We start from the raw sequence: 24,977 nt of genomic DNA on the forward strand, positions 1-24,977 counted from the left end.
TCAACGATAGTGGGCATCGGATGCAGCGGCCGGGCTGGTGCGCGCCGGATGGTGGGCGGGAATCGTCAGCGTGAAGGTGGAGCCCTGGCCCACCTCGCTGTGGACCTGGATCTCGCCGCGCAGCAGCCCGGCCAGCTGGCGGCACAGCGGCAGGCCCAGGCCGGTGCCCTTGACGCGGTGCTGCAGGGGATTGGCGATCTGCGCGAACTCCTCGAACACCACCGGCACGTGCTCGGGCGAAATGCCGATGCCGGTGTCGGCCACCGTCACCACCAGCTGGTCCGTGTCGGCCAGGTATTGCGCGGCGACGCCGACCTCGCCGCGCTCGGTGTACTTGAGCGCGTTGGAGACGAAGTTGCGCAGGATCTGCGCGAGCTTGCCCTCGTCGGTGTGCAGCGCCGGGATCTGGTCCACCGCGCCGATCACCAGCTCCACGTCGGCGCTGTGCTGGAGCGGCCGCATCATGCCGCGCAGCGCGCTGAAGGTGTTGTCCAGCGTGAAGTCGGACAAGCGCAGCTCGGTCTTGCCGGAGGCGATCTTGGCCAGGTCGAGCAGGTCGTCCACCAGTTGCGCCAGCGATTCGGCGGCGTGGCGGACCATGGTCACCTGGTGCACCTGCTCGGTGTTGAGCGGGCCATCGGTCTGGTCCAGCAGCAGGCCGGACAGCGCGCGGATGGAGCTCAGCGGCGTGCGCAACTCGTGGCTGACGTTGGAGAGGAAGCGGCTCTTGGTCTCGTCGGCCACGCGCAGGCGGTCGGCGCGGTCGTCGAGTTCGGCATACAGCGCCACCACGCCGCGGTTGGTGTCGGCCAGTTCGTTGGCCAGCAGTTCCAGTTCGCGCTGGCGCGCGGCGAGTTCGTGCAGGGTGCCGGCCAACTCCCGGTTCTGCTCGCGCAGTTCGCTGGAAATCAGGTCCGGGGCGCGGTCCAGGCAGCGTTCGGAGAGCGCGGCCAGGGCCGCCGGGGCCGGCTCGGGCGCGTTCGCGGGCAGCCGCCGGTGGATGGCCAGGCGCTCGCGCGCGGGGCCGACCGTCTCGAGCGACCAGTTGTCGGCCAGCGCCACGGCGTGCAGCAGCGCCTGCGCGGACGGATCGCCGGGTCCGGTTTCGCCGCGCAGCATGCGCGCCAGCGTGGCGATGGCCGCCGGCGCCGCGTCCACCAGGATGGCCAGCTCGCGCCCGGCGCGCTGCCTGCCTTCGCCGCGCACCAGCGCCGCGCACAGGGTGCGCGGCTCGTCCATCGACAGCAGCAGGCGCGCCAGTTCCGATACCGTGGTGGCGATGGCGGTCTGCTCGATGGCCGAGAAGCCCAGCTCGGCCGCGGCCCCGCGCGCGGCCTGGCGCGCCAGCACCACGTCGGTGTCGGCGCGCAGGGACAGCTGGAACAGGGGCAGCCTCATGGCCGTTCTCCGTGGCTGGCAAGGTCGTCCGCGCGCGTGGCGGGCGGCGTGCATTCGCTGTTGCGCCGGCACACGATCACGGTCACGTCGTCGCGCCCGCGCGAGAAGTCCCGGTACAGCACCGCCGCGACGATGGCGGGGTGGCGCGCATGCAGGCCCGGGTAGTCGTCCAGGTCCCAGTGCGTGCCGAGGCCGTCGCTGTGCAAGACCAGCAAGGTGTCGGGCGGCCACGGCGCTTCCACCTCGGCAACCTTGCGCATGGCGTAGCCGACGATGCCGTTATGGGAGATCAGCTGGCGCCGGTTGCCGCGCCCGCCCAGCGTGCCCGGGTAGTACACGCACGCGGCGATGTTGCCGATGCCGGCAAAGCGCAGCGTGCCGGGCTCGGTCTCGATGCGCGCCGCCGCCACCGCCGCGCCGCGCGTGGCGCGCAGCGCCGCGTGGGCGTGGCCGATCAGCACGGCGGGCGCGACGAAGGCATGCGCGGCCGCCACGCGCCGGGCGGCATCGGCCGCGCGCGCGGCGTCGGGGCCGTGGCCCAGGCCGTCGGCCAGCACCAGGCTGGACAAGGCGCGCGCCGAGCTGGCATGCCAGCCGTCGCCGCATTCGGTCTCGCCGGCGATGGGCTGGCACACCGCGCCCACCGCGAGGGCGGGCAGCTCGGGCGCGGCGGCCCGGTCCGACGGGCACAGCGCCATGCGCAGCACCGTGCCCTTGCCGGGCGCGCTGTAGATGTCGAAGGCGGTGGCGAGCCGGCGCATCGCGCCCAGCCCGGTGCCGGCCGTGCCGGTGGTGGAAAAGCCGTCGTGCAGGCTGGCGCCGAGGTCGGCCATGCCCGGGCCGCGGTCGATGGCGATCACCTCGACCTGCGGCGCGGCCGGCCCGGTCACCTCTTCCTGCAAGGTGCGGATCAGCAGCTCTCCCTCGCGGGCGTGCTTGAGGATATTGGTGGCCGCCTCGGACACCGCGATCGCCAGCCTGCCGGTGGCGACTTCACCGAAGCCGCAGCGGATGGCCAGCTCGGTCACGGTGCGCCGGGCTTCGGCGACGTGGCTGGCTTCCTGGATCAAGGCTCGGATCTGCATCATGTCTTCCAGCGTGCGTTGCCGCGTTCAAAAGGCGCCATAGCGCGTGATCGTCACCGTGGTGCCCCGCTGCGGCGCGGTCACGATGTCGAAGGCGTCGGACAGCCGGCGCGCGCCGCCCAGGCCCAGCCCCATGCCGTTGCCGGTGGTGAAGCCGTCGCGCAGCGCCGCCTGCACGTCGGGGATGCCGGGGCCGCGGTCGACGAAGCGCAACTGCACGCCGCGCCGCCCGCCGGCGCTCACCGGCAGGATCTCCGCGTGGCCGCCGCCGCCGTAGACCACGGTGTTGCGCGCCAGCTCGCTGGCCGCGGTGACCAGCTTGGTCTGGTCCACCAGGCTCATGCCCTGCGCCACGGCCGCGTCGCGCACCAGCTTGCGCAGGCGCACCACATCCTCGCTGGACTGCAGCGGCACCTGCTGGGGCGCGGCGCCGCCCGCGCCGAAGGAAGGAGGGGGCGGCCACGAGGGCTGGCCAGCGAAGTCGCCGTCATGGCGGTTCATGTGCCGGCCTGCAGCAGGGCCATGCCACGCTCGACGTTCAGCGCCGTGCGGACCCCTTCCAGCGTGACGCCCAGCTCGACCAGGGTGATCGCCACCGCGGGCTGCATGCCGACCACCACGGTCTCGGCGTCGAGCACCCGCGCGATGGCCGCGGTGTTGCCGATCATGCGGCCGATGAACGAATCGACCAGGTCCAGCGCCGAGATGTCGATCAGCACGCCCTTGGCGCGCTCCTTGACGATGCGCTCGGACAGGTCTTCCTGCAGCGTCAGGGCCAGCCGGTCATGCATGTCCACCTGGATCGTCACCAGCAGCAGGCGTCCCATGCGGAGGATTGGAATGCGCTCCATATCGCGTCTTGTGTCCTTGTCCGTGGGCCGGGCCTAGCGCGCGGGGATGGCGCCGATGCTGCCACCCGTGCGCTTGAGGGCAATCTGGAAGGCGTCCGCCAGCGTGGCCTTGGTGGTGACGTCGGCCAGGTCCACGCCCAGGTGGACGATGGTCTGCGCGATCTGCGGGCGGATGCCGCTGATGATGCAGTCCGCGCCCATCAGCCGCGCCGCGGCCACGGTCTTGAGCAGGTGCTGGGCCACCAGCGTGTCCACGGTGGGCACGCCGGTGATGTCGATGATGGCGATCGAGGCGCCCGAATCCACGATCTTCTGCAGCAGGCTTTCCATCACGGTCTGCGTGCGCGCGCTGTCGAGCGTGCCGATCAGCGGCAGCGCCAGGATGTCGTCCCACAACTGCACCACCGGGGTGGAAAGCTCCATCAGCTCGCGCTGCTGGCGCGCGATGACCTCCTCGCGGCTGGCCTGGTAGAGCGCCACGGTATACAGGCCGAGCTTGTCGAGCAGCACGCTGATGTCCCACGTCTCCTCGGCCAGCCGCGCCGGGTCGTGGGCCAGCGCCGCGCGCAGGCGCACGAACACCGGCTGCTTGAGCGAGAACACGAAGGTGGCGGTATCCGCCGGCGAGTAGCCTTCGCGCGCGCGCCGCCGGGAGATGTCGGCCAGCACGCTGCGCACCCGCTCCCATTCCGGCCCGTCGAGGTCGGCCGTGGCGCCGGCGCGCAGCGCCTCGCGCAAGCCGTGCAGGAAGCGCTGCGACTGGTCGCGCAGCTCGGATTCGGCCAAGCGCTGGCCGCCGGCCTGGGTCAGTTGCAATCCGATCCACTCTTCCAGTAACTGCTCGATCTCGTTTGTAAAAACTACAAGAAAGTCCGGCCTTTGATTGGTAGCTTCTGCATGCAGCGTCGGCGCCACGATTTCCCCCTCGGATGCGTGTCTTGGTGGTTGCCGTTGGCCGGCAACGGTTTGCCGCGGTCATGCGCGATCCGGCCGGTTTTCCGCCGGCGCGGCGCGTGCCCCGCATGGCGGATATGGCGCAAAAGCCGTGCCCGCGTGTAGGACAGTGCCGCGCGGACGCTGGCGGTGCCGTCCTACGCGTGCGCGCCGAACAGCGCCACCATCTCGCGGTTGAAGGCGGGGATGTCGTCGGGCTTGCGGCTGCTGACCCAGTTGCCGTCGCGCACCACTTCGCGGTCGACCCATTTGCCGCCGGCATTGCGGATGTCGTCGGCCAGCGAGGGCCAGCTGGTCAGCGTGCGCCCCTCGACCATGCCGGCCGAGACCAGCAGCCAGGCGCCGTGGCAGATCACCGCGACCGGCTTGCCATCCTCCTGGATCTGCCTGACGAAGCGCTGGGCCTCGGCGCTAGTACGCAGGGTATCGGCGTTCATCACGCCGCCCGGCAGCATCACCGCGTCGAATTCCTCGGGGCGGGCCTCGGACAGCACGGCCTGCACGTCGAAGCGGTCGGCCTTGCTGTCGTGGTGGGCGCCCTGGACCTGGCCGGGGTTGGGCGACACGATCACCGTGGTGGCGCCGGCCTGCTGCAGCGCCTGGCGCGGGCCGGTGAGCTCGACCTGCTCGAACATGTCGGTGACCAGCAGCGCCACGCGCTTGCCGGCCAGCGCCGAGCCGTGGGCGCCGTCCTGGGGAATGGCGGAATGTTCCTGTTTCATGCGTGACTCCTGGTGGCGGTCAGCCGCGGGGCTGACGGTGGGAAAAGAAGGGCGCGGGCCGCGGGGACGAGAACCTTGCGCCGCACCGTGTAGCTTTGGGACGGACGTGTAAAACCGCCACGCTGGCCGCCCGGCGGCCCGCGCGGCGCGCGGGACCTGCATGCGGAGTGGCAAAATCCATGCCCCGCGCCCGCGCGGCGCCGCTGCATGGCCGCGCGGTTGAGTGGTACCTTCGGGTCGTGCCGGCTGCCCTTGCCCGGTTCTTGCGGCGCTGCCCACCGATAGCAGACCCTCATGCCTGCCCATGGATCTCATCGTTGCCCGTCCTGAAGGGCTGTATTGCCCGCCCGGCGATTTCTACATCGACCCGTGGCGGCCGGTGGAGCGCGCGGTGGTCACCCACGCGCATGCCGACCACGCGCGCCCGGGCCACGGGCACTATCTCTGCGCCGAAGCGGGCCGCGGCGTGATGCTGGCGCGCCTGCCCGGCATCCGGCTCGACACGCTGCGCTATGGCGAGGCCATCGTCCACCACGGCGTGCGCCTGAGCCTGCATCCGGCCGGCCACGTGCTCGGCTCGGCGCAGGTGCGGCTGGAGCACGGCGGCGAGGTCTGGGTGGCCTCGGGCGACTACAAGGTGGAAGCCGACGGCACCTGCGCGCCGTTCGAGCCGGTGCGCTGCCACACCTTCATCACCGAAAGCACGTTCGGCCTGCCGGTCTACCGCTGGCAGCCGCAGGCCGCGATCATGGCGCAGATCGACGCCTGGTGGCGCGCCAACGCCGCCGCCGGGCGCGCCAGCGTGCTGTACTGCTACGCCTTCGGCAAGGCCCAGCGCATCCTGCACGGCCTGGCCGCCGCGCAGGGGGCGGGGCAGGCGCCGGGCCCGATCGTCGTCCACGGCGCCATGACCGCGCTCGATGCGGCCTATGCGGCGGCCGGCGTGGCGCTGCCGCCCACGCTGCGCACCGCCGACCTGCCGGCGCGCCCGGCCGCGTTCGCGCAGGCGCTGGTGCTGGCGCCGCCGTCGGCCCAGCGCTCGCCCTGGATGCGGCGTTTCGGCGACGCCGCCGACGCCTTTGCCAGCGGCTGGATGCAGCTGCGCGGCACGCGCCGGCGGCGCGGCGTGGACCGCGGCTTCGCGCTGTCCGACCATGCCGACTGGCCCGGCCTGCTGGCCGCCATCGAGGCCACCGGCGCGCAGCGCATCGTCGTCACGCACGGCAACGTGCCGGTGATGGTGCGCTACCTCGGCGAGCGCGGCTGGCAGGCCGGCGCCTTCCAGACCGAATACGGCGAGGAAGACGACGCGCCGGCCGCTGCCGATGCCGCCGATGCCGCCGGGGGAGAGCCGGCATGAGAGACTTCGCCGCGCTCTATGCCGAACTGGACGCCACCACTTCCAGCAACGCCAAGCTGGCCGCGCTGGCGGCCTGGCTGCGCGCCGCCGCGCCGCGCGATGCGGCCTGGGCGGTCTACTTCCTGGCCGGCGGCAAGCCGCGCCAGCTGGTGCCGGTGGCGCTGCTGCGCGAGATGGCGCAGGCCGCCGCCGGGCTGCCGCCGTGGCTGTTCGAGGAGAGCTACCAGGCGGTCGGCGACCTGGCCGAGACCATCGCGCTGCTGCTGCCGCCCGCGCGGCACGCCGACGGGCACGGCCTGGCCGACTGGGTCGAGCAGCGCCTGCTGCCGCTGCGCGGGCTGCCGCCCGAGACGCTGCTGCCGCGCCTGGACGCCATGTGGCAGGTGCTCGATACACCGGCGCGGCTGGTGCTGTTCAAGCTCATCACCGGCAGTTTCCGCGTCGGCGTGTCGCGCCTGCTCGTCACGCGCGCGCTGGGCGAGGTGGCCGGCATCGACCCCAAGCGCGTGGCCGAGCGGCTGGTCGGCTACACCGACCTGTCCGCGCGGCCCGACGCCGGCCGCTACCTGGCGCTGCTGGCGCCGGCCGATGCCGCCGGCGAAGCCCGCGCGGGCGGCCAGCCGTATCCGTTCTTCCTGGCCCATCCGCTGCAGGCCGCCCCCGAGGCGTTCGACGCCGTGCTCGGGCCGCCGGCCGGCTGGCTGGTGGAATGGAAGTGGGACGGCATCCGCGCCCAGGTGGTCCGGCGCGGCGGCGAGACTTGGGTGTGGTCGCGCGGCGAGGACCTGATGACCGAGCGCTTCCCCGAACTGGTGGAGATGGCGCGCGGCCTGCCCGACGGCACCGTGATCGACGGCGAGATCGTGGTGTGGGAGGACCGCCGCGCGCAGCCGTTCGCGCGCCTGCAGCAGCGCATCGGACGCAAGAACCTGAGCGCGCGGCTGCTGCGCGAGACGCCGGTGATCCTGCTGGCCTACGACCTGCTCGAATGGCAGGGCGAGGACTGGCGCGCGCGCCCGCAGCGCGAGCGGCGCCGGCGGCTCGAAGCGCTGGCGGCCGCGCACCGGCATCCCGCGCTCGAGCTCAGCCCGCTGGTCGAGGCGCCGGACTGGCCGGCCTTCGCGCGCCTGCGCGAGGCCTCGCGCGCGATGGGCGTGGAAGGCATGATGCTCAAGCAGGCCGATGCGCCCTACGGCGCGGGCCGCACCAAGGACGGCGGCGTGTGGTGGAAGTGGAAGATCGACCCGTACAGCGTGGACGCGGTGCTGGTCTACGCCCAGCGCGGCCACGGCCGCCGCGCCAGCCTCTATACCGATTTCACCTTCGCCGTGTGGAACGCGCCGCCCGGCGATCCGCAACGCGCGCTGGTGCCGTTCGCCAAGGCGTATTCGGGGCTGACCGATGCCGAGATGCGCGCCGTCGACGCCATCGTGCGCAAGACCACGGTGGAGAAGTTCGGCCCGGTGCGCAGCGTGGAGCCGACCCAGGTGTTCGAGCTGGGCTTCGAGGGCATCGCCCGCAGCGGCCGGCACAAGAGCGGCATCGCCGTGCGCTTTCCGCGCATGCTGCGCTGGCGCACCGACAAGCCGGTCGCCGAGGCCGACACGCTGGCCGTGCTGGAGGGCATGCTGCCGGGCGCCGCGCCCGCCGCGCCGGACGATGCCGCCGCGGTGGGGGACGCCGCGGCATGAACGCACCCCGCCGCCGGCCCGCCACGGCCGCCACCGCCGCGGCCCGCGCCGAAATGGAAGCCGCCGTGGCGGCGTGGTTCGCCGCGCGCGGCTGGCAGCCGTTCCCGTTCCAGCGCGCCGTGTGGGACGCGCTGGCGCAGGGCAAGGGCGGTCTGCTGCATGCCACCACCGGCACCGGCAAGACCTACGCGGCCTGGCTCGGCGCCTTGCTCGCCTTCGGCGCGGCCGCGCGCGGCGGCACCGACGCGCCGCCGCTGACCGTGCTGTGGCTCACGCCCATGCGCGCGCTGGCGGCCGACACCGTGCGCGCGCTGCAGGCGCCGCTGGCCGAACTCGGCCTGCCGTGGACGGTGGGCCTGCGCACCGGCGACACCGGCAGCGCCGAGCGCGCCGCGCAGGCGCGCCGCCTGCCCACGGCGCTGGTGACCACGCCGGAGAGCCTGTCGCTGCTGCTCACGCGCGCCGACGCGCAGGCCGTGCTGGGCCCGGTGCGCCTGGTGGTGGTGGACGAATGGCACGAGCTGATCGGCAACAAGCGCGGCGTGCAGGTGCAGCTGGCGCTGGCGCGGCTGCGCCAGTGGCGCCCGGGGCTGGCCATCTGGGGGCTGTCGGCCACGCTGGGCAACCTGGCGCAGGCCAGCGAGGTGCTGCTGTCCGGCATCCCGCCGCGGCGCCGCGCGCTGGTGCAAGGCAAGACGCCCAAGACGCTGGTGATCGACACCCTGCTGCCGGACAGTGCCGACCGCTTCCCGTGGGCCGGCCACCTGGGCCTGCGCATGCTGCCCAAGGTGATCGAGGAAGTGGAGGGCGCCGCCACCACGCTGGTCTTCCTCAACACGCGCTCGCAGGCCGAGCTGTGGTTCCAGGCGCTGCTCGGCGCGCGCCCGGACTGGGCCGGGCTGATCGCCCTGCATCACGGCTCGCTCGACCGCGACGTGCGCGAATGGGTGGAGCTGAACCTGAAGAGCGGCGCGCTCAAGGTGGTGGTATGCACCTCCAGCCTGGACCTGGGCGTGGATTTCCTGCCGGTGGAGCGCGTGCTGCAGGTCGGCTCGCCCAAGGGCGTGGCGCGGCTGCTGCAGCGCGCCGGCCGCTCGGGCCACGCGCCGGGCCGCCCCTCGCGCGTGACCGTGGTGCCGACCCACAGCCTGGAGATCGTCGAAGCGGTGGCGGTGCGGCACGCGGTGGCGGCCGGGCGCATCGAGGCGCGCGAGCCGCCCGAGCAGCCGCTCGACGTGCTGGTGCAGCACCTGGTCACGGTGGCGCTGGGCGGTGGCTTCCACGCCGACGCGCTCTACCGCGAAGTGCGCGGCACCCATGCCTACCGCGCGCTCGGCGAGGCCGACTGGCAATGGTGCCTGGACTTCGTGCGGCAGGGCGGCAGCACGCTCTCGGCCTACCCCGACTACCGCCGCGCGCAGCCCGACGAGCACGGCGTCTGGCGCGTGCCGGACGCCCGGCTGGCGCGGCGCCACCGCATGAGCGTGGGCACCATCGTCAGCGACGCCAGCATGCAGGTGCGCTACTGGACCCGGGCCGGCAGCGGCGGCGCCGCGCTGGGCAGCGTGGAAGAGGGCTTCATCGCGCGGCTGGCGCCCGGCGACTGCTTCCTGTTCGGCGGCCGCCTGCTGGAACTGGTGCGGGTGCAGGAGATGACCGCCTACGTGCGCCGCGCCACCGGCAAGCGCGCCGTGGTGCCGCGCTGGAACGGCGGGCGCATGCCGCTGTCCACCGAGCTGGCCGAGGCCGTGGTCGACACCTTCGACGCCGCCGCGCGCCATGCGCTGCCGCCGGCCAGCACGCCCGAGCTGCCGCTGATCCAGCCGCTGATCGACCTGCAAAGTCGCTGGTCCGCCTTGCCCTCGCGCGCCACGCTGCTGGCCGAGACGCTGCATTCGCGCGAGGGCTGGCACCTGTTCCTCTATCCGTTCGCGGGCCGCTCGGTCCATCTCGGCCTGGGCAGCCTGCTGGCCTGGCGGCTGGGGCGGCAGGTGCCGGCCACGTTCTCGGTGGCGGTCAACGACTACGGCCTGGAGCTGCTGTCCTCGGCGCCGCTGGACTGGGCCCGCTGGCTGCCGCTGGTGCTGGCCGGCGAGGAAGAGGGCGCGGGCGCCGGCGGCGCGCTGGCCGGCGAAGTGCTCGGCAGCCTCAACGCCGGCGAACTGGCGCAGCGGCGCTTCCGCGAGATCGCGCGCGTGGCCGGGCTGGTGTTCCAGGGCTATCCCGGCGCGGCCAAGAGCGCGCGGCAACTGCAGGCGTCGTCCAGCCTGTTCTACGAGGTCTTCCGCAAGCACGATCCCGCCAACCTGCTGCTGGGCCAGGCCGAGCGCGAGGTGCTGCGCCAGGAACTGGACGCCGAGCAGCTGGCGCGCACGCTGCGCCGCATGGCCGCGCAACGGCTGGACCTGCGCGCGCTGAGCCGGCCCTCGCCGCTGTCCTTCCCGCTGGTGGTGGAGTTCCTGCGCGAGAAGCTGAGCACGGAAAAGCTGGCCGACCGCATCGCCCGCATGCTGGCCGACCTGGAGAAAGCGGCCGGGCCGGCGCCGGACAGCGCGGCTGCCGGCGTGGGCGTGGCAGCGGTGGCCGAGGTGGCGGAGGTCGCCGAAACCGCGCGCTTCGGCCTGGCCGACCACGCCGCGCCGCCTGGACGCAAGCCGCGCCGCGCCCGCCGGCCATCACGGCCGGCACGACCGTCGCGGCCGTTGCCGCTGTTGTAAGCTTGCCGGCTCCCCGCGCTTTTCGTTGCGACCCCGCCGCCAGCCCATGACGCCGCCGTCCGAATCCCAGCCCGCGCCGGTCGAGGTGGCGGGCGAAACCCTCTGGCTGCTGCCCGAATGCGCGCTCTGGTGGCCGGCCGCGCGCATGCTGCTGGTGGCCGACGCGCACTTCGGCAAGGCCGCCGCGTTCCGCGCACTGGGCCAGCCGGTGCCGTCCGGCACCACCGCCGACAACCTCGCGCGGCTGAGCGCGCTGCTGGCGCGCTACCCGGCCGAGCATCTGGTCTTCCTCGGCGATTTCCTCCATGCGCGCGCGGCCCGCACGCCGGCCACGCTGGCCGCGCTGCGGCAGTGGCGCGCCGGCCTGCCGGACGGGCTGGCCTGCACGCTGGTGCGCGGCAATCACGACGTCCACGCCGGCGACCCGCCGCCCGAGCTCGGCATCGCCGTGGCGGACGAACCGCTGCGCGCCGGCCCCTTCGCGCTGTGCCACCTGCCGCGCCGGGACCTGGCCGGCGCCGCCTACGTGCTGGCCGGGCACCTGCATCCGGCCTACGTGCTGCGCGGCCGCGGCGAGGCCGATGCCTTGCGCCTGCCGTGCTTCGTGTTCGGCCCCCACGGCGCCGTGCTGCCGGCCTTCGGTGCCTTCACCGGGCGTTTCACGGTCAGGCCGGCGCCCGGCGAACGGATCTACGTGGCCGGCGGCGGGCGCGTGTGGGCGGTGCCGGCGCGCGGCTGAGGCGCGCCGCTGTCCGTCCGTAAAAGTGAAACAAGATAAACTTTCCGGCGATTCCCCCGCCGCCGCGGCAAACCGCCGGACGCCGGTGCCGGCTGCGGCGCTCCAGCGATAGGAGCCCGCTCGTGCTACCTTAGCGGGCTGGACGCTGCCAAAGCGCGCCCGCTGGCCCTGCCAGGCAAGCGACGGCGCCAATACCGACTGACATGAATGACACAGAAATCGAGCTGATCGGCTCGGCCCGCTTGCCGACCCGTTTCGGCAAATTCACCGCCACCGCGTTCAAGGGGGCGGTCTCGGGCATCGAACACCTGGCGCTGAGCGTCGGCGACATCGCCGGCGAGGGCGTGCTGACCCGCCTGCATTCCGAGTGCCTGACCGGCGACGTGTTCGGCTCCTGCCGCTGCGACTGCGGCGAACAGCTCGAACTGGCCATGAAGAAGATCGCCGAGGAAGGGCGCGGCATCCTGCTCTACCTGCGCGGCCAGGAAGGGCGCGGCATCGGCCTGGGCCACAAGATCCGCGCGTATGCGCTGCAGGACCAGGGGCTGGACACGGTGGACGCCAACCTGGCGCTGGGCCAGGAAATCGACGCGCGCAACTACGCTTTCGCCGCCGACCTGCTGCACCAGTGGGGCGTGAAGTCGATCCGGCTGATGAGCAACAACCCGAAGAAGAAGCAGGCGCTGGAAGCCGCCGGCATCACGGTGGTGGAGCAGATGCGCCATATCATCCCGTCCAACGCCGAGAACGAGAAATACCTGGCCACCAAGCGTGTGCGCATGGGGCATCTGCTGGACTGAGCCGGGCAGGGCCTGACCGGCGGCATCGCGCCGCCGCGGGCGCGATGCGGCAAAGCCACGAGCAGCGCACAAAACTGGCCGGCATCTCCGGCTATCCAGATACACTCGTGTATCGACGCCATTCATCAGCCGGTTTTGAACATGCTTGCCCAGATTCAACGCAGTTGCGGGGAAGGTGCGGTGCGCCTGCGCCGGGTGCTTGCCCGGGAAGTCCACCTCGACGTGCGCCAGCCGGCGCAGATCAAGCGCATCCGCCTGCTGGGCTGGCTGGCGTTCATCGGCTTCCCGGTGTTCTACGCGGTCTGGACATTCTGGTTTCCCCAGCCATACGAAAGCCTGGTCCTGCGGCTGGTGGCCATGCTGATGTGCCTGCCGCTGCTGGTCACGCGCGATCTGCGCGAGCGCAAATGGCTGCCGCCCTATTTCCTGTTCACGCTGACCTACTGCCTGTCGTTCTTCTTCGTCTATCTGTACCTGATGAATCACGGCAACCTGGTCTGGTCGCAGTCGCTGGTGATCGCCGTGATTATCCTGTTCAATTTCAGCGGCTGGGTGGGCGGCGCGGCCTCGCTGGTGGTGGGCACCGCGGCGGCGTGGCTGGTCTATACCTACGTGACGCCGCCGCCGGCCGGGCTGCTGGAGGTCAAGTGGCCGGTGGAGCTGCCCATCATCGGCTTCACCATCTGCACGATCGCCGTGCTGAAGATCGACCAGCGCATCCTGATCCAGGAAAAGCTCGACGGCATGGCCATCGCGCTGGGCACCGTGGCCCATGAACTGCGCACGCCCATCCGCAGCATCGGCTCGACGGCGCTGGGCATGGGCCGCTACCTGCCGGGCCTGATCCGCTTCTACGAAGACAACGAGACGCCCGAGAACTCGCTCAACCTGCCGCGCGCACACTTCGGCCTGATGAAGGACGCGCTGCCGCGCATCCAGCTCGAGGTGGAGCGCATGAACCACGGCATCGACGTGCTGCTGGTGAACGCGCGCGGCGGCGCCGACCGCGAGCCCGGCGAGCCGTTCCCGCTCGGCGGGGCGGTGCGCGAGGCGCTGGCGCGCTATCCGTTCGAGGCGGGCCAGCGCGAGCTGGTCCACGCCGAGCTGGACGACGATTTCCTGGTGCGCGCCGAGCAGAAGCTGCTGGTGATGGTGCTGTTCAACCTCATCAAGAACGCGCTGCACGCGCTGGCGCGCGCCGGGCATGGCGAGATCCGCCTGCGCCTGGAGCAGGGCCCGCGGCGCAACCGCCTGGTGTTCCGCGACACCGGGACCGGCATCCCGGAGCGCGAACTGGGCTCCATCTTCAAGCGCTTCCACACCTATCCGCGCAACGAGGGAACCGGCATCGGCCTGGCCTTCTGCAAGGAAACCATCGAGGCCTGGGGCGGGCGCATCCACTGCAACTCCGTCGAGCACGAGTACACCGAGTTCGTGCTGGAATTTCCGCAGGCCGTGCCGCGGCGGGGCGCCGCGGCGGAGTGAGCCGCGGCCGCGCGCTCAGGCTGCGCTGCCCGCCACTTCCAGCAGCTCGCCGCGCGCCGGTTGCCGCGGCGCGGCGTGGCGCGCCGCCGGCGCGCGCTGGCGGCGCTGGCTGGAGCGCCAGCTGGCCAGGCCTACCTCGTCGCGGATCTCCGCGCAGACCTGGATCAGCCGCTCGGTTTCCACGGCGGTCAGGCAGGCGTTCATGGTCAGCCGCATCAGCGCCCGGTCGCGCGCCGTGGCCGGCGCGCAGAAGACCGCGCCGAAGATGCCGCGCGACTGCAGCGCGTCGCGCAGCACCAGGGTCTGCTCCTCGGTGCCCGACTCCAGCGCGATGATCTGCTCCGAGCCGGCCGACACGTTGTAGCCCAGCTCGGCCAGCGCGCCGCGCACGTAGGCGGAAATGGCATGCAGGCGGGCGCGCCGCGCGTCGGCGCGGACGATGAAATCCGCGGCGGCGTCGAACCACGCCAGTTCGTGATGCAGCAGCCCCGAGCTGAAGATCGCGGGGCGCGACTCCGCGGCGAAGTAGCCCTTGAACGAAGCCGGACACGTGACCAGCCCGGCGCGCCCGCCGAAGGCCTTGGCCAGGCTGGCGGTCTGGAAATGGACCCGGCCCGACAGCCCCAGCCCGGCCACCAGGCCGGCGCCGCCGGGGCCGTGCGTGCCCAGCGAGTGCGATTCGTCCACCACCAGCACGCTGCCGGTGCGCTCCGCCACCTCGACGAAATCGGCCAGCGGGCACAGGCTGCCGTTGGTGCTGTAGACCGAATCCACCACCAGCACGCCGGGGCCTTCCTTGCGGATCTGCCGCTCGGCGTGCTCCGCGTCGTTGTGCATGAACGGCACCGCGCGCGCGCGGGCCGCGTGGGCGCCTTCCCAGAGCGACATATGCGCCAGCATGTCGAGATAGACCGGCGTGCGCTCGCTGGCGATGCTCTGCAGCAGGCCCACGTTGGCGGCCCAGCCCGACTGGCAGAGGATGCTGGCCTCGGCGCCGGCGAAGTCGGCCAGCTTGCGTTCCAGCCGGCTGGTCGGATTGTCGCCGTACTGGAACACGGCCGACATCAGCAACTCGCTCTCGGGGCCGCGCATGGCGGCGGTCTGGGCCATGACCAGCTCCTGCTCGCCCAGCAGGCTCAGGTAGTCGTTGCTGGAAAAGTGCACCGCGTCCGGACCGGGCTGCCGGCCGTGCAGCAGGTGGCTGCCGCCCCAGCGCTTTTGCACGCGCTCCACCTCGTGCCCCGCCACGCGGGCGGTGATGAAGTCGGGCCATGCCGCGACGGTGGCCGCCGCGGCCGCGGCCTGGCCTGCCTTGCGATCGCGTTCCGGACAGCCCGTTTCCATTTTGTTCATTTACATTCCCCTTGGAATCACTCCGACGAAAATGCCGGCCGCTGGCAGATGCCTGCGATACGGTCCGGCGAAAAAGTCGTTGCAACGCAGGCGCTGTCCGCATCCATTGTTTGCAATGTATGGGCTGGAATGAACGGACTGCCTGTGGCTGATCGCGTGTTGCGCCGACAAGCTATTCTGCCGTGTGGACGGGGATTCTCCCGCGCGCTTGCCGACACTTGTGATGCCGGGGGCGCAAGAAAGTGGCCGTGGCGCCACAGAACGGGGCGCGGACGGCGGCGTCAGGCGCGCCGGTGCCAGCGCCAGTAGCGTTCCGGGGCGGCGAGATCGGCCAGTTGCGCGGCGCTGAAGAGAGGGAGCTGGCTCGCATAGGCGGTCACCGCGCGGGCCTTGCACAGGGTAGCGCTGGCGGCGGCGTCGCCAGCGCCGGCGCCGAGGCGCGCGGCCGAGGCCAGCACGCCCGCCTGGCGCCAGCGCGACAGGCGCAGTTGCGTCTCGCCGGCCACGCGCCGGTGGATCGCGTCCTCGTAGAACAGCCACGGCGTGCCAGGCCGGTGGAGGGCGGCCCACACCCGCGCGCAGGCTTCGTGCACCAGGAAATGGTCGCTGTGGTGGATGCCGGCGGGCGCCACCACCTGCAGGCCCGGCCGCTCGGCCACCGCCAGCGCCAGCGCGGCGGCGAGCGCGGCCACCGGCGCCGCCGCGCCGTACTGGCCGTCGAGGAACGGCATCCACACGGCTTCGGCATCCAGCATGGCCAGCGCGGCGCGGTCTTCCTCGCGGCGGGCCAGCACCGCCTGGCGCGCTTCGGCGAAGCCCGCCGCGGCGTCCCATGGCGGCGCCGGCGCGCCGGCCGGCGGCAGGCCGGCCAGCACCGTCACCACCACGGAGCCGGGACGCGCCGCCAGCAGCTCGCCGCAACTGAAGACGGCATCGTCCAGGTGGGGCGACACCACCAGGGCAGGCATGGCGGGCGCCATGCCGCGCTCAGGCCATCACGCGCGCGGCGTCGGCGCGGGCCCACCAGCGGTGCTCGCCGACGGCCGCCAGGAAGGCGTCGTGCTGGGCGGCGCCGTCGGACTTGCCGAGCACCACGCCCGGCCCGGCAAAGCCGCCCTCGATGCCGGCCGCGCGGGCGGCCGCCGCCACCAGCACGGCGCCGGTGCCGCCCGCGCCGATGGCCTTGTAGTGCTTGTAAGCCTCGCACACGAAAAGCAGGGCGGCCGGCTCGGCCTCCAGCGCGCCGGTGTCGCCCTCGGGCACGTAGACCGCGTCGAACAGCACCGAGCCGACCGACGGCAAGGCATGGTCGACGGCGATCGGCTTGCCTTCGGCCGAGGTCACGCCGGCCGCGCGCGGCCCCACCACCTTGGCCGAGGCGCCGGCCGCCTGCACCCGCTTCTGCAACGCTGCCACCGCCGCGCCGCTCACGCCGTCGGCCACCAGCACCGCGATCTTGCGGCCGCGCAGGTCGCCCTTGGGCTGCGAATCCAGGCTCAGCGCCGGCGACGCCTCGATGCCGTAGTCGTCGATCTCCACCGGCTCGCCCACCGGTTCCACCTCGATGCCCAGCTTGGCCGCCACGCCGCTGGCCAGCTCGGGCGCGATATGCGCCAGCTGGCCGACCACACGGGCGCGGATGGCGGGGGTCTCCACCTTGGACAGCTCGAAGGTGTAGGCATCGACGATCTGGCCTTTCTCGACGTCGGTCTGGCTGCGCCAGAACAGGTTGGCCTGCGAGAAGTGGTCGGAGAAGGTCTCGCTGCGGCGCCGTATCTTGGCCGCGCCTGCGGCCGCCGCCTCCGCGTAGCCGAGATGGGCGTCGGCATCGCCCGCCAGGAACGGGCAGCCGCCGCCGACCGTGTTCGGCTGGTAGCTCGAGCGGCCGCGCACTGCGGTCTGGCGCATGAAGCCGTCGCGCTGGTTGTTGTGCACCGGGGCCAGCGGCCGGTTAACGGGCAGCTCGTGGAAGTTGGGGCCGCCCAGGCGCGTGAGCTGGGTGTCCAGGTAGGAGAACAGCCGGCCTTGCAGCAGCGGATCGTTGGTGAAATCCAGCCCCGGCACGAGGTGGCCCGGGTGGAACGCCACCTGCTCGGTCTCGGCGAAGAAGTTGTCCGGGTTGCGGTTCAGCACCATCTTGCCCACGCGGCGCACCGGCACCAGTTCTTCCGGGATCAGCTTGGTGGGGTCCAGCAGGTCGAAGCCGAACTGGTGCTCGTCTTCCTCGGGCACCAGCTGCACGCCGAGCTCGTACTCGGGAAAGGCGCCGTTCTCGATCGATTCCCACAGGTCGCGCCGGTGGAAGTCCGGGTCCTTGCCGTTGATCTTCAGGGCCTCGTCCCACACCAGCGAATGCGCGCCCAGCACCGGCTTCCAGTGGAACTTGACGAAGGTGGCGCGGCCCTGCGCGTTGATCAGGCGGAAGGTATGCACGCCGAAGCCTTCCATGGTGCGGAAGCTGCGCGGCAGCGCGCGCCCGGACATGGTCCACAGCACCATGTGCATCGATTCGGGCTGCAGCGAGACGAAGTCCCAGAAGGTGTCGTGCGCCGAGGCGGCCTGCGGGATCTCGTTGTGCGGCTCGGGCTTTACCGCGTGGACGAAGTCGGGGAACTTGATCGCGTCCTGGATGAAGAACACCGGCATGTTGTTGCCGACCAGGTCGTAGTTGCCCTGGCGCGTATAGAACTTGACCGCGAAGCCGCGCACGTCGCGCGCCAGGTCGGGCGAGCCGCGCGAGCCGGCCACCGTGGAAAAGCGCACGAAGACCGGCGTCTGCCCGTCCGTGCGGGTGAGGAAATCCGCGGTGGTGTAGTCCGCCAGCGATTCATGCAGCTCGAAATAACCATGCGCGCCCGCGCCGCGCGCGTGGACCACGCGTTCCGGGATGCGCTCGTGGTCGAAGTGCGTGATCTTCTCGCGCAGCAGGAAATCTTCCAGCAAGGTCGGGCCGCGCGCATCCAGGCGCAAGGAGTTGTCGTCCTCGCCGATCGCCATGCCCTGGTTGGTGGTGAGCACCTGGTCCTCGTTGGAAACCAGGTTGCCGACCGTGTCCGAGCCCAGCGCGCGCGGCGTGGGCGCCAGGCGCTCCTTGACGGCGCGGTCGTAGGCGGCCTCCGCGCCGGTGGCCGCGCGGGTTGCGGTCTGCGTCACGTCGCTGGTCGAGGCGCCGGTCAGGCCCTGCGGCGCGCCGCCGCCGTTGCCGTTGCCGCTGTCATTGCCGTTGCCGTTGCTGCGGGGGGATCTGGCTGCGGCCTTGCTGCTGGCGGAAGTCTTCTTGGAAGCGGGCGTCTTGGCCATGTCGGAATCCTGATGGGTGAGGGCGGGAAGACACAATCAAGGCAGGTAGCGTGCCAAGCCCGCGCGCGCGGGCGGCGCGTCCGCAGACGCCGCCCGGGCGCGCCGCATGCCGGCCGGTCGGCGGCAGCGGGCCGCCGCCGGCGGCGCTTCTTTTTTCATCGGGATGTAATTTGTGCAGGCGGGAACGAAACTGCCGACGGCGCCTGTAGGCATGCGCCGACAAGGTTTCGGGGGGCCACCCTACAGCCGCGGCGGCCCGGCTTCCATATTGTGAAGGGGTGGCGCGGACGAGGCGCATCGGTGCCCTCGCCGCCAGCCAGCATGACCGGTATGTCGTCTTCAAGGCGCCATTCTTTTGTCGAATACGAATCCCTCCAAGGAGCTGACATGGCTGACAAGAACGTTTCCGTACTCAATGACCTGATCGAGGTATCGCGCGACGGCGAGCAGGGCTTCCGCAAAGCGGCCGAGGACGCGCAGAACCCGGAACTGAAGTCGCTGTTCTCCAGCCGCGCAAGCGAGATCGCCAGCGCGGTGGCCGAACTGCAGGCCCAGGTGGCGGCGCTCGGCGGCAAGCCGGAGGACCACGGCAGCGTGGCCGGCGCGCTGCACCGCGGCTGGATCAGCGTGCGCACGGCGGTGGCCGACCGCAACGACCTCGCCATCCTCGAGGAAACCGAGAAGGGCGAGGACGTGGCCAAGAAGAAGTACGCGGACGCGCTGCAGGAAAGCGAACTGAGCTTCGACATCCGCGCGCTGGTCGAGCGCCAGTACCAGGGGGTGCTGCGCAACCATGACCTGATCCGCGACCTGCGCAACCGCTATCGCGCAGCCTGAGCCGCGGTCCCCGTGCAACCCGGTCCACCCGCCTGACGCCACCATGCCCGCGCACCCTCGCGCCGACACCCCGGCCGCCCCCGCAGGCGAGGGCGCGGACATTGCCTCCCGGTTCGCCCGGCTGGCGCGGGAGCCGGACCTGCCTTTGCCCGGTGCCGGACGGACGTGGCTGCGCTGGCTGCGGCTGGCCGAGGTGGCCGCGGAGGACGTGAGCCTCGTCAAGCTGTTCGAGGCCCACGCCGACGCGCTGGCCATCATGGCCGAACTGGGCGCGCCGCCGCCCCCGCCCGGCAGCCGCTGGGGTGTGTGGGCGGCCGAGCCGCCCGATGCGCAGGTGGTATTCCACGCCGGCGGCGATACGCCCGATAGGCTCGATACACCCGATAGGCCCGCGCGGGGCAGCCTGCGCGGGCGTAAGGCGTGGTGCTCGGGAGCGCCGCTGGTCACCCACGCGCTGCTGACCTGCCGCGACGAGCGCGAACAGCGCTGCCTGGCCGTGGTGGCGCTCGACGCCCCCGGCGTGCGCATGGACGAGCGTGCCTGGCAGTCGCCGGCGATGCGCGCCGCGCGCACCGCGGATATCGATTTCGACGGCACGCCCGCGCGCCGGCTCGGCGCGGCCAACGCCTATCTGGAGCGGCCCGGCTTCTGGCACGGCGGCGCCGGCATTGCCGCGTGCTGGCTGGGCGCCGCGGTGCCGCTCGCGCTCGCCTTGCGCGGGCAGGTGGCGCGGCGCGCCGAGCCGCACGCGGCGGCGCATCTGGGCGCGGTGGATCTTGCGCTGCATGCCGGCTGGGCCCAGTTGCGCGAGGCCGCGGCATGGATCGACAGCCATCCCGCCGCCGATGCCGCCGCGGTGGCGATGCGCACGCGCCTGGCCGCCGAGCACGCGGCCGGCACGGTGATCGAGCATGCCGGCCGCGCGCTGGGCGCCGGCCCCTTGTGCCGGGATGCGGCGCTGGCCGCGCGCTTCTGCGACCTGCCGGTGTTCCTGCGGCAAAGCCATGCCGAGCGCGACCTGGCGGCGCTTGGCGCGCTGCTGTGCGGACCCGGCGCATCCACCACCGCCTGGGCACCGTGGCAGGCCGACGCCGCCCGCCACGTGTCCGGCCAGGGCCAGGCCACATGACATTGCCATCCCCCGGGACCGACACCGTCGCCGCGCCCGCCGAGCCCGCGCCGCAGCCCGTCGCCGCGCATTTCGACGCGCTCTATGCCCGCAGCGACGACCCGTGGGACTACCGCAACCGCTGGTACGAGGCCCGCAAGCGCGGTCTCATGCAAGCCATGCTGGACCGCCCGCGCTACCGCAGCGCGTTCGAGCCCGGCTGCGGCAACGGCGAACTGAGCGCGGCGCTGGCCTCGCGCTGCGATAGCCTGCTGGCGGCCGACATGCACCCGCGCGCGGTGGACGCCGCGCGCCGGCGGCTGGCGGGGATTCCCAACGTGCGGGTGATGCAGCTCAGCGTGCCGCAGGCCTGGCCGCCCCGCGCCAGCTTCGAGCTGATCGTGATCAGCGAATTCGCCTACTACCTGGAGGAAGACGACATCGCGCGGCTGGGCCAGCGGGTGCGCCGCACGCTGGAGCACGGCGGCCTGCTGCTGGCCTGCCACTGGCGGCACCCGTTCGCCGAGCGCCGGGCGACGCCGGAACGCACGCATGCCCTGCTGGAAAAGCACGCCGGCCTGCCTTGCATGGCCACGCACAGCGAGGCCGACTTCCTGATGCAGGCCTGGCTGCGCGGCCCCGGCTCGGTGGCGGCGCGGGAGGGCATCGCATGATCGGCGTGATCGTCCCGGTGCACAACGAGGAAGGCTGCCTGGCCGACTGCCTGCGGGCCGTGGCGCGCGCGGCCGCCTGCCCGGGGCTGCGCGGCGAGGCGGTGCTGGCGATCGTGGTGCTCGACGCCTGCCAGGACCGCTCCGCCGAGATCGCCAGCGCGCACGGCGTGCTCACGCTGTGCATCGCCGCGCGCAACGTGGGCATGGCCCGCGCCGCGGGCGCCGCGCACGCGCTGGCGCTCGGCATGCGCTGGCTGGCCTTTACCGATGCCGACTCGGTGGTGTCGCCGGACTGGCTCAGCACCCAGGTGCGCCTGGGCCGGCTGGGCGCCGACGCGGTCTGCGGCTGCGTGCACGTGGACGACTGGCAGGACCATCCGGAGCCGGTGCGGCGCCGTTACCTGGCGCGCTACCAGGCCCGCGACGGCCACCGCCATATCCACGGCGCCAACCTCGGGGTGACGGCCGATGCCTATGTGCGCTGCGGCGGCTTCGCGCCGCTGGCCTGCCGCGAGGACGTGGCGCTGGTGCGGGCGCTGCAGGCCTGTGGCGCCTGCATCGCGTGGAGCGCCGCGCCGCGCGTGGCGACCAGCGCGCGCCGGGAAGCGCGGGTCCGCAACGGCTTTGCCGGCTATCTGCGGGCGCTGTCCGCCGAAGGGCCGGCCCGGGGCGGCCATGCGCCACGGCAGGCCGAGCTGCCCGCGCCGCCTGGCATCCCGCCGCAAAGCCCCCTAAGATCAAGACTCATCCACCTCGCCCAGGACCAGGCCATGACCAAGCACGCCGTGCCCAAGCAGCCCGCGCCCCCCCATCCCGCCACGCCGGCGCCCGGCAAGCAGGGCAGCCAGCCCGACGACCAGCAGGAAGACGACCTGGACGAAGCGCTGCGCGAGACGTTCCCCGCCAGCGACCCGATCGCCGTCGAGCCTTCCCGGCGGGAAAAATAGGGCGGCCGCTCAGGCCAGCTGCCGCTCAGGCCAGCTGCTTTAGCTGGCCGATGACCTTCATCAATTGCCCGTGGGCGACGATCACGCCCGACTCGTCCTGCAAGGCTTGCTGGTAACGCTCGCGGAAAGCGGGCTCGCTCTGCGGGCCGAACAGCTTTTCGGTGGCGGCGGCCACGGCGCGGCAGGTCTGGTCGTGGTGCTCGGGGGCTTCCAGTTCTTCGTCGATCTCGATGATCAGGCGCGAGAGCGGATCCAGCCAGCGGAAATACGGCTCCTCGGTCACAATCTGCACGAACAGGCCGGCCGGGACCGGACCGTAGAGACGTTCGTACTCGGCACGGTTCAGCGTGATCAGTTCCTTGTGCGCCTTGAGCAGCGCGGCGCGCAGCGCGCGCAAGCCGCTGCGGCGGTCTTCCTGCCTGGCGAGGAATTGTTCGTTCGGCATATCCCTTCTCCCTTTCCCTTTCTTCCCTTTCTTGTCGGACTGGCGCTCCGCCTGCCAGTATAGGCAGGGCCGCCCGCGCGGCGGGAGGGGGGTAACACGGGGTGGCGGGCGCCTCTTCCCGCCCGCCACCCCGCGCCGGCCGCGTGGCGGATCAGTGCCGCCGGGCCTTGCGCACGGCCTTGTTGGCGTACATGGCGGCGTCGGCCGCGCCCAGCAGCGCCGCCACGTCGCCGTGCCGCGCCGGGTCGAAGGCAATGGCGCCCACGCTGAACTCGATGCCGTAGCCGCGCGCGGCGCGCCGGTTATGCGTGGCCACGCCGGTGCGCAGGCGCGCCAGCGCGTGCGCGCTGGCGGTGGCGTCGGTGCCGGTCAGCAGCGCGACGAACTCGTCGCCGCCGAGCCTGCCGATCACGTCGGAATCGCGCAGCGCGCGGCGCAGCTCGGCGGCGAACGCCACCAGCGCGCGGTCGCCCTCGGCGTGGCCGAAACGGTCGTTGACAGCCTTGAAGCCGTCCATGTCGAAGAACAGCAGCGTGGCCGGCTTGCCCAGCCGCTTGCAGACATCGAGCGTGTGCTGCGCCAGCGCCGCGAAGCCACGGCGGTTCGACAACTGCGTGAGCTCGTCGGTGGTGGCCAGTTGCAGGGCGGCCAGCTCGTGCTCGGCCATGCTCGCCAGGTCGCGCAGCAGGGCGCGGTCGTCGGCGCCGAACTGGCGCGGCTGCATGTCGATCAGGCACAAGGTGCCGAGCTTGCAGCCGCCGGCGGCCGACAGCGGGCAGCCGGCGTAGAAGCGGATGCCGGGGTCGTCGGTGACCAGCGGGTTGTCGTGGAAGCGCTCGTCGAGCAGCGCGTCGGGCACGGTCAGGATGTCGTCGTCGAGGATGGCGTGGCCGCAGAAGGAGATGTCGCGCGAGGTCTGCGTGGCCGACATGCCCATGCAGGACTTGAACCACTGGCGGTTGGCGTCGACCAGCGTGACCATCGCGATGGGCACGGCGAACAGGCGCCGGGCCAGCCGCGTCAGGCGGTCGAAGCGCTCCTCGGCGCCGGTGTCGAGGAGGTTGAGGGACCGCAATGTCTCCAGGCGGGTTGGTTCATCGGCGGGGATCGAAGGTGCCTTCATAGGGGATTCGGCGACGGAAATGGGGGCTCGCGGCAGGCCGCATGCAGTGATATCGGCGCAATCGGCGCGAAATGTAATGCCGGCCGTATTTCCCGCCATCCGGCCGCCTGCCGGAGGCTGCCGGCGCCCGTCGGAGAACGCGCATCGGGCGCCTCGGGGTGGCGGGCGCGCCTTGCGGTCACGCTTGCGCGTCGTCCGTCTCGCCGATCAGGTCCGCCGCCACCGAGCGGCGCGCGTCCGCGGCGCGGAAATAGCGCACCAGCGTCGCCACGCTGGTATGGCCGGTCATGGCCATGGTTTCCGCCAGCGGTACCTGCCGGGCCGCCGCCTCCGTCACGAAACCCGAGCGCAGCGAGTGCGCCGAGAAATCGCCCTCCAGCCCGGCCAGCTCGCAGCGCTGCCGGACGATCTTGCGCACCGCCGCCGGCGACAGCGCCTCGCCCACATGCCCGCCACGGCGCACGCGCCGGAAGATCGCCCCCTCGCTCAGGCCGGCCGCCAGCAGCCACGCCTCGAGCGCCGCCCCGGCCGCGCCGATCACCGGCTTGGCGTTGTCCGGCAGGTCGGCGCCCGACTGGTTGGTCTTGGACCAGCCCAGTTCGTAGACAAACTCGCCCGGCGCCAGCCGCGTCAGGCTGGCCAGCATCGCGCCCGCCACCTCCGAGCGCCGCCGTCCGCCGCTGGACCACGCGAACAACAGCAGCGCGCGGTCGCGCAGGCCGATCAGCGAATCGTCGCAGGTAGCCAGCAGCCGCGCCAGCGGCTCGCGCGTCAGCGCCGCCTTGCGCGCCGGGCGCTCGCCGCGCCGGGCATAGGCGCGGCGCGTGCGCGACAGCAGTTCGCGCACCGCCGGGTCGGCGCAGGGGTTGGCATGGCCCTCCAGATGGTGGGCCTTGGCGATGACCGCGAGCCGGTGCGTGAGCGTGGCCAGCGCGGGCGGGCCGAGGCGGGCCTTGAGCCCGCCGGCGACCAGCGCCGCGTCGATGGCCGGCGGCAGTTCGCATGCCGGGCCTTGCGGCGTGCTGCGCGTGGCGTGGTCTACCAGGAACTGGATGACGACCGCCGGCTGCAGGGGCAGGGCAACCGGTTGGCCGTAGCGCAGGGCGAACCAGCCCGCCCAATAGCGGAGTGCGGAACGATAGCTGGCCACCGTGTTGGCGGATTCGCCCTCGCGGTACAGCGCTTCGGCGGCCTGGCGGCCAAGCGGGTCGAGTTCGGACGGGCGAAGCGGCGGAGGAAGGTCGACATCGGCAAGGCGGGGAAGGATGGAAGCGGCGGAAAAAAGAGGCGACTCGCCCGCCGCGCCGTCCGGCACGGCTTCGGCGGCGTCTTTCGCAGCGTTTTCCGGGTTCCTGGCAAGGCGGGGCGGCGTTTTACGAGTAATCATA

Annotated in this window: 21 protein-coding genes and 1 pseudogene; 10 read left to right on the forward strand and 12 right to left on the reverse strand. The window is 72.4% G+C overall.

Annotation, left to right across the window (positions count from 1 at the left end; genetic code table 11):
• From ACKI2N_RS27025 to ACKI2N_RS27050, 6 genes are all read right to left on the reverse strand, one after another.
• Entirely contained in the window at nucleotides 1-1,398 is a 1,398-nt protein-coding gene (locus tag ACKI2N_RS27025; protein ID WP_420991895.1) for a sensor histidine kinase, read from the reverse strand.
• Entirely contained in the window at nucleotides 1,395-2,486 is a 1,092-nt protein-coding gene (locus ACKI2N_RS27030) for an ATP-binding protein (protein ID WP_420991896.1), read from the reverse strand. The genes ACKI2N_RS27025 and ACKI2N_RS27030 overlap by 4 nt, the downstream gene beginning before the upstream one ends.
• Before the next feature lie 24 nt (nucleotides 2,487-2,510).
• Nucleotides 2,511-2,984, reverse strand: a complete 474-nt coding sequence (locus ACKI2N_RS27035; protein ID WP_420991897.1) for an anti-sigma regulatory factor — start codon at nucleotides 2,982-2,984, stop codon at nucleotides 2,511-2,513.
• Nucleotides 2,981-3,334 (reverse strand): STAS domain-containing protein, encoded by a 354-nt coding sequence (locus ACKI2N_RS27040; RefSeq protein ID WP_420991899.1) that lies wholly within the window; start codon nucleotides 3,332-3,334, stop codon nucleotides 2,981-2,983. The genes ACKI2N_RS27035 and ACKI2N_RS27040 overlap by 4 nt, the downstream gene beginning before the upstream one ends.
• A gap of 33 nt (nucleotides 3,335-3,367) precedes the next feature.
• Nucleotides 3,368-4,150 (reverse strand): STAS domain-containing protein, encoded by a 783-nt coding sequence (locus ACKI2N_RS27045; RefSeq protein ID WP_426990853.1) that lies wholly within the window; start codon nucleotides 4,148-4,150, stop codon nucleotides 3,368-3,370.
• 275 nt (nucleotides 4,151-4,425) lie between these two features.
• The gene (locus ACKI2N_RS27050; protein ID WP_420991901.1) at nucleotides 4,426-5,010 is read right to left on the reverse strand and encodes a type 1 glutamine amidotransferase domain-containing protein; all 585 of its coding nucleotides are present in this window, start codon (nucleotides 5,008-5,010) and stop codon (nucleotides 4,426-4,428) included.
• A gap of 304 nt (nucleotides 5,011-5,314) precedes the next feature.
• On the opposite strand from ACKI2N_RS27050, the gene ACKI2N_RS27055 reads away from it, so the two are divergent.
• The 6 genes from ACKI2N_RS27055 to ACKI2N_RS27080 all read left to right on the forward strand — a co-directional run bounded on the left by ACKI2N_RS27055 (nucleotide 5,315) and on the right by ACKI2N_RS27080 (nucleotide 13,802).
• Nucleotides 5,315-6,370, forward strand: coding sequence for a ligase-associated DNA damage response exonuclease (locus ACKI2N_RS27055; protein WP_420991902.1), 1,056 nt, complete (start codon nucleotides 5,315-5,317; stop codon nucleotides 6,368-6,370).
• Nucleotides 6,367-8,061, forward strand: coding sequence for an ATP-dependent DNA ligase (locus ACKI2N_RS27060; RefSeq protein ID WP_420991904.1), 1,695 nt, complete (start codon nucleotides 6,367-6,369; stop codon nucleotides 8,059-8,061). Before ACKI2N_RS27055 ends, ACKI2N_RS27060 begins: the two co-directional genes overlap by 4 nt.
• Entirely contained in the window at nucleotides 8,058-10,778 is a 2,721-nt protein-coding gene (locus tag ACKI2N_RS27065; RefSeq protein ID WP_420991905.1) for a ligase-associated DNA damage response DEXH box helicase, read from the forward strand. Before ACKI2N_RS27060 ends, ACKI2N_RS27065 begins: the two co-directional genes overlap by 4 nt.
• Nucleotides 10,779-10,824: 46 nt before the next feature.
• The gene (gene pdeM / locus ACKI2N_RS27070) at nucleotides 10,825-11,517 is read left to right on the forward strand and encodes a ligase-associated DNA damage response endonuclease PdeM (RefSeq protein ID WP_420991907.1); all 693 of its coding nucleotides are present in this window, start codon (nucleotides 10,825-10,827) and stop codon (nucleotides 11,515-11,517) included.
• A gap of 203 nt (nucleotides 11,518-11,720) precedes the next feature.
• On the forward strand, nucleotides 11,721-12,317 hold the full coding sequence (gene ribA / locus ACKI2N_RS27075; protein WP_420991908.1) for a GTP cyclohydrolase II: 597 nt from the start codon (nucleotides 11,721-11,723) through the stop codon (nucleotides 12,315-12,317).
• Nucleotides 12,318-12,458: 141 nt separating this feature from the next.
• Entirely contained in the window at nucleotides 12,459-13,802 is a 1,344-nt protein-coding gene (locus ACKI2N_RS27080) for a sensor histidine kinase (RefSeq protein ID WP_420991909.1), read from the forward strand.
• Between the two features lie 15 nt (nucleotides 13,803-13,817).
• On the opposite strand, the gene cqsA is transcribed toward ACKI2N_RS27080, so the two are convergent.
• The 3 genes from cqsA to ACKI2N_RS27095 form a co-directional block, all read right to left on the reverse strand.
• The gene (gene cqsA / locus ACKI2N_RS27085) at nucleotides 13,818-15,155 is read right to left on the reverse strand and encodes an alpha-hydroxyketone-type quorum-sensing autoinducer synthase (protein WP_420991910.1); all 1,338 of its coding nucleotides are present in this window, start codon (nucleotides 15,153-15,155) and stop codon (nucleotides 13,818-13,820) included.
• Nucleotides 15,156-15,436: 281 nt separating this feature from the next.
• Nucleotides 15,437-16,123, reverse strand: coding sequence for a PIG-L family deacetylase (locus ACKI2N_RS27090; protein WP_420991911.1), 687 nt, complete (start codon nucleotides 16,121-16,123; stop codon nucleotides 15,437-15,439).
• A 19-nt stretch (nucleotides 16,124-16,142) separates the two neighbouring features.
• Entirely contained in the window at nucleotides 16,143-18,455 is a 2,313-nt protein-coding gene (locus ACKI2N_RS27095; protein WP_426990854.1) for a catalase, read from the reverse strand.
• A gap of 387 nt (nucleotides 18,456-18,842) precedes the next feature.
• On the opposite strand from ACKI2N_RS27095, the gene ACKI2N_RS27100 reads away from it, so the two are divergent.
• The 4 genes and pseudogenes from ACKI2N_RS27100 to ACKI2N_RS27115 all read left to right on the forward strand — a co-directional run.
• A complete protein-coding gene (locus ACKI2N_RS27100; protein WP_420991914.1) occupies nucleotides 18,843-19,292 on the forward strand; it encodes a PA2169 family four-helix-bundle protein in 450 nt (149 codons plus the stop codon).
• 43 nt (nucleotides 19,293-19,335) lie between these two features.
• On the forward strand, nucleotides 19,336-20,421 hold the full coding sequence (locus tag ACKI2N_RS27105) for an acyl-CoA dehydrogenase (RefSeq protein ID WP_420991915.1): 1,086 nt from the start codon (nucleotides 19,336-19,338) through the stop codon (nucleotides 20,419-20,421).
• A complete protein-coding gene (locus ACKI2N_RS27110; RefSeq protein ID WP_420991917.1) occupies nucleotides 20,418-21,074 on the forward strand; it encodes a class I SAM-dependent methyltransferase in 657 nt (218 codons plus the stop codon). Before ACKI2N_RS27105 ends, ACKI2N_RS27110 begins: the two co-directional genes overlap by 4 nt.
• Nucleotides 21,071-21,733, forward strand: a pseudogene (locus ACKI2N_RS27115) (glycosyltransferase); the annotation flags it as partial. The gene ACKI2N_RS27110 and the pseudogene ACKI2N_RS27115, both read left to right, overlap by 4 nt.
• Nucleotides 21,734-22,046: 313 nt before the next feature.
• Here ACKI2N_RS27115 and ACKI2N_RS27120 read toward each other — a convergent pair.
• The 3 genes from ACKI2N_RS27120 to ACKI2N_RS27130 all read right to left on the reverse strand — a co-directional run bounded on the left by ACKI2N_RS27120 (nucleotide 22,047) and on the right by ACKI2N_RS27130 (nucleotide 24,976).
• Nucleotides 22,047-22,466, reverse strand: coding sequence for a hypothetical protein (locus ACKI2N_RS27120; protein WP_420991919.1), 420 nt, complete (start codon nucleotides 22,464-22,466; stop codon nucleotides 22,047-22,049).
• A gap of 151 nt (nucleotides 22,467-22,617) precedes the next feature.
• Entirely contained in the window at nucleotides 22,618-23,589 is a 972-nt protein-coding gene (locus tag ACKI2N_RS27125) for a diguanylate cyclase (RefSeq protein ID WP_420991920.1), read from the reverse strand.
• A gap of 178 nt (nucleotides 23,590-23,767) precedes the next feature.
• The gene (locus tag ACKI2N_RS27130; protein WP_420991921.1) at nucleotides 23,768-24,976 is read right to left on the reverse strand and encodes a tyrosine-type recombinase/integrase; all 1,209 of its coding nucleotides are present in this window, start codon (nucleotides 24,974-24,976) and stop codon (nucleotides 23,768-23,770) included.
• Between the last annotated feature and the right edge of the window lies 1 nt (nucleotide 24,977).

It is taken from the genome of Cupriavidus sp. 30B13 (assembly GCF_049059565.2).
GTDB lineage: Bacteria > Pseudomonadota > Gammaproteobacteria > Burkholderiales > Burkholderiaceae > Cupriavidus.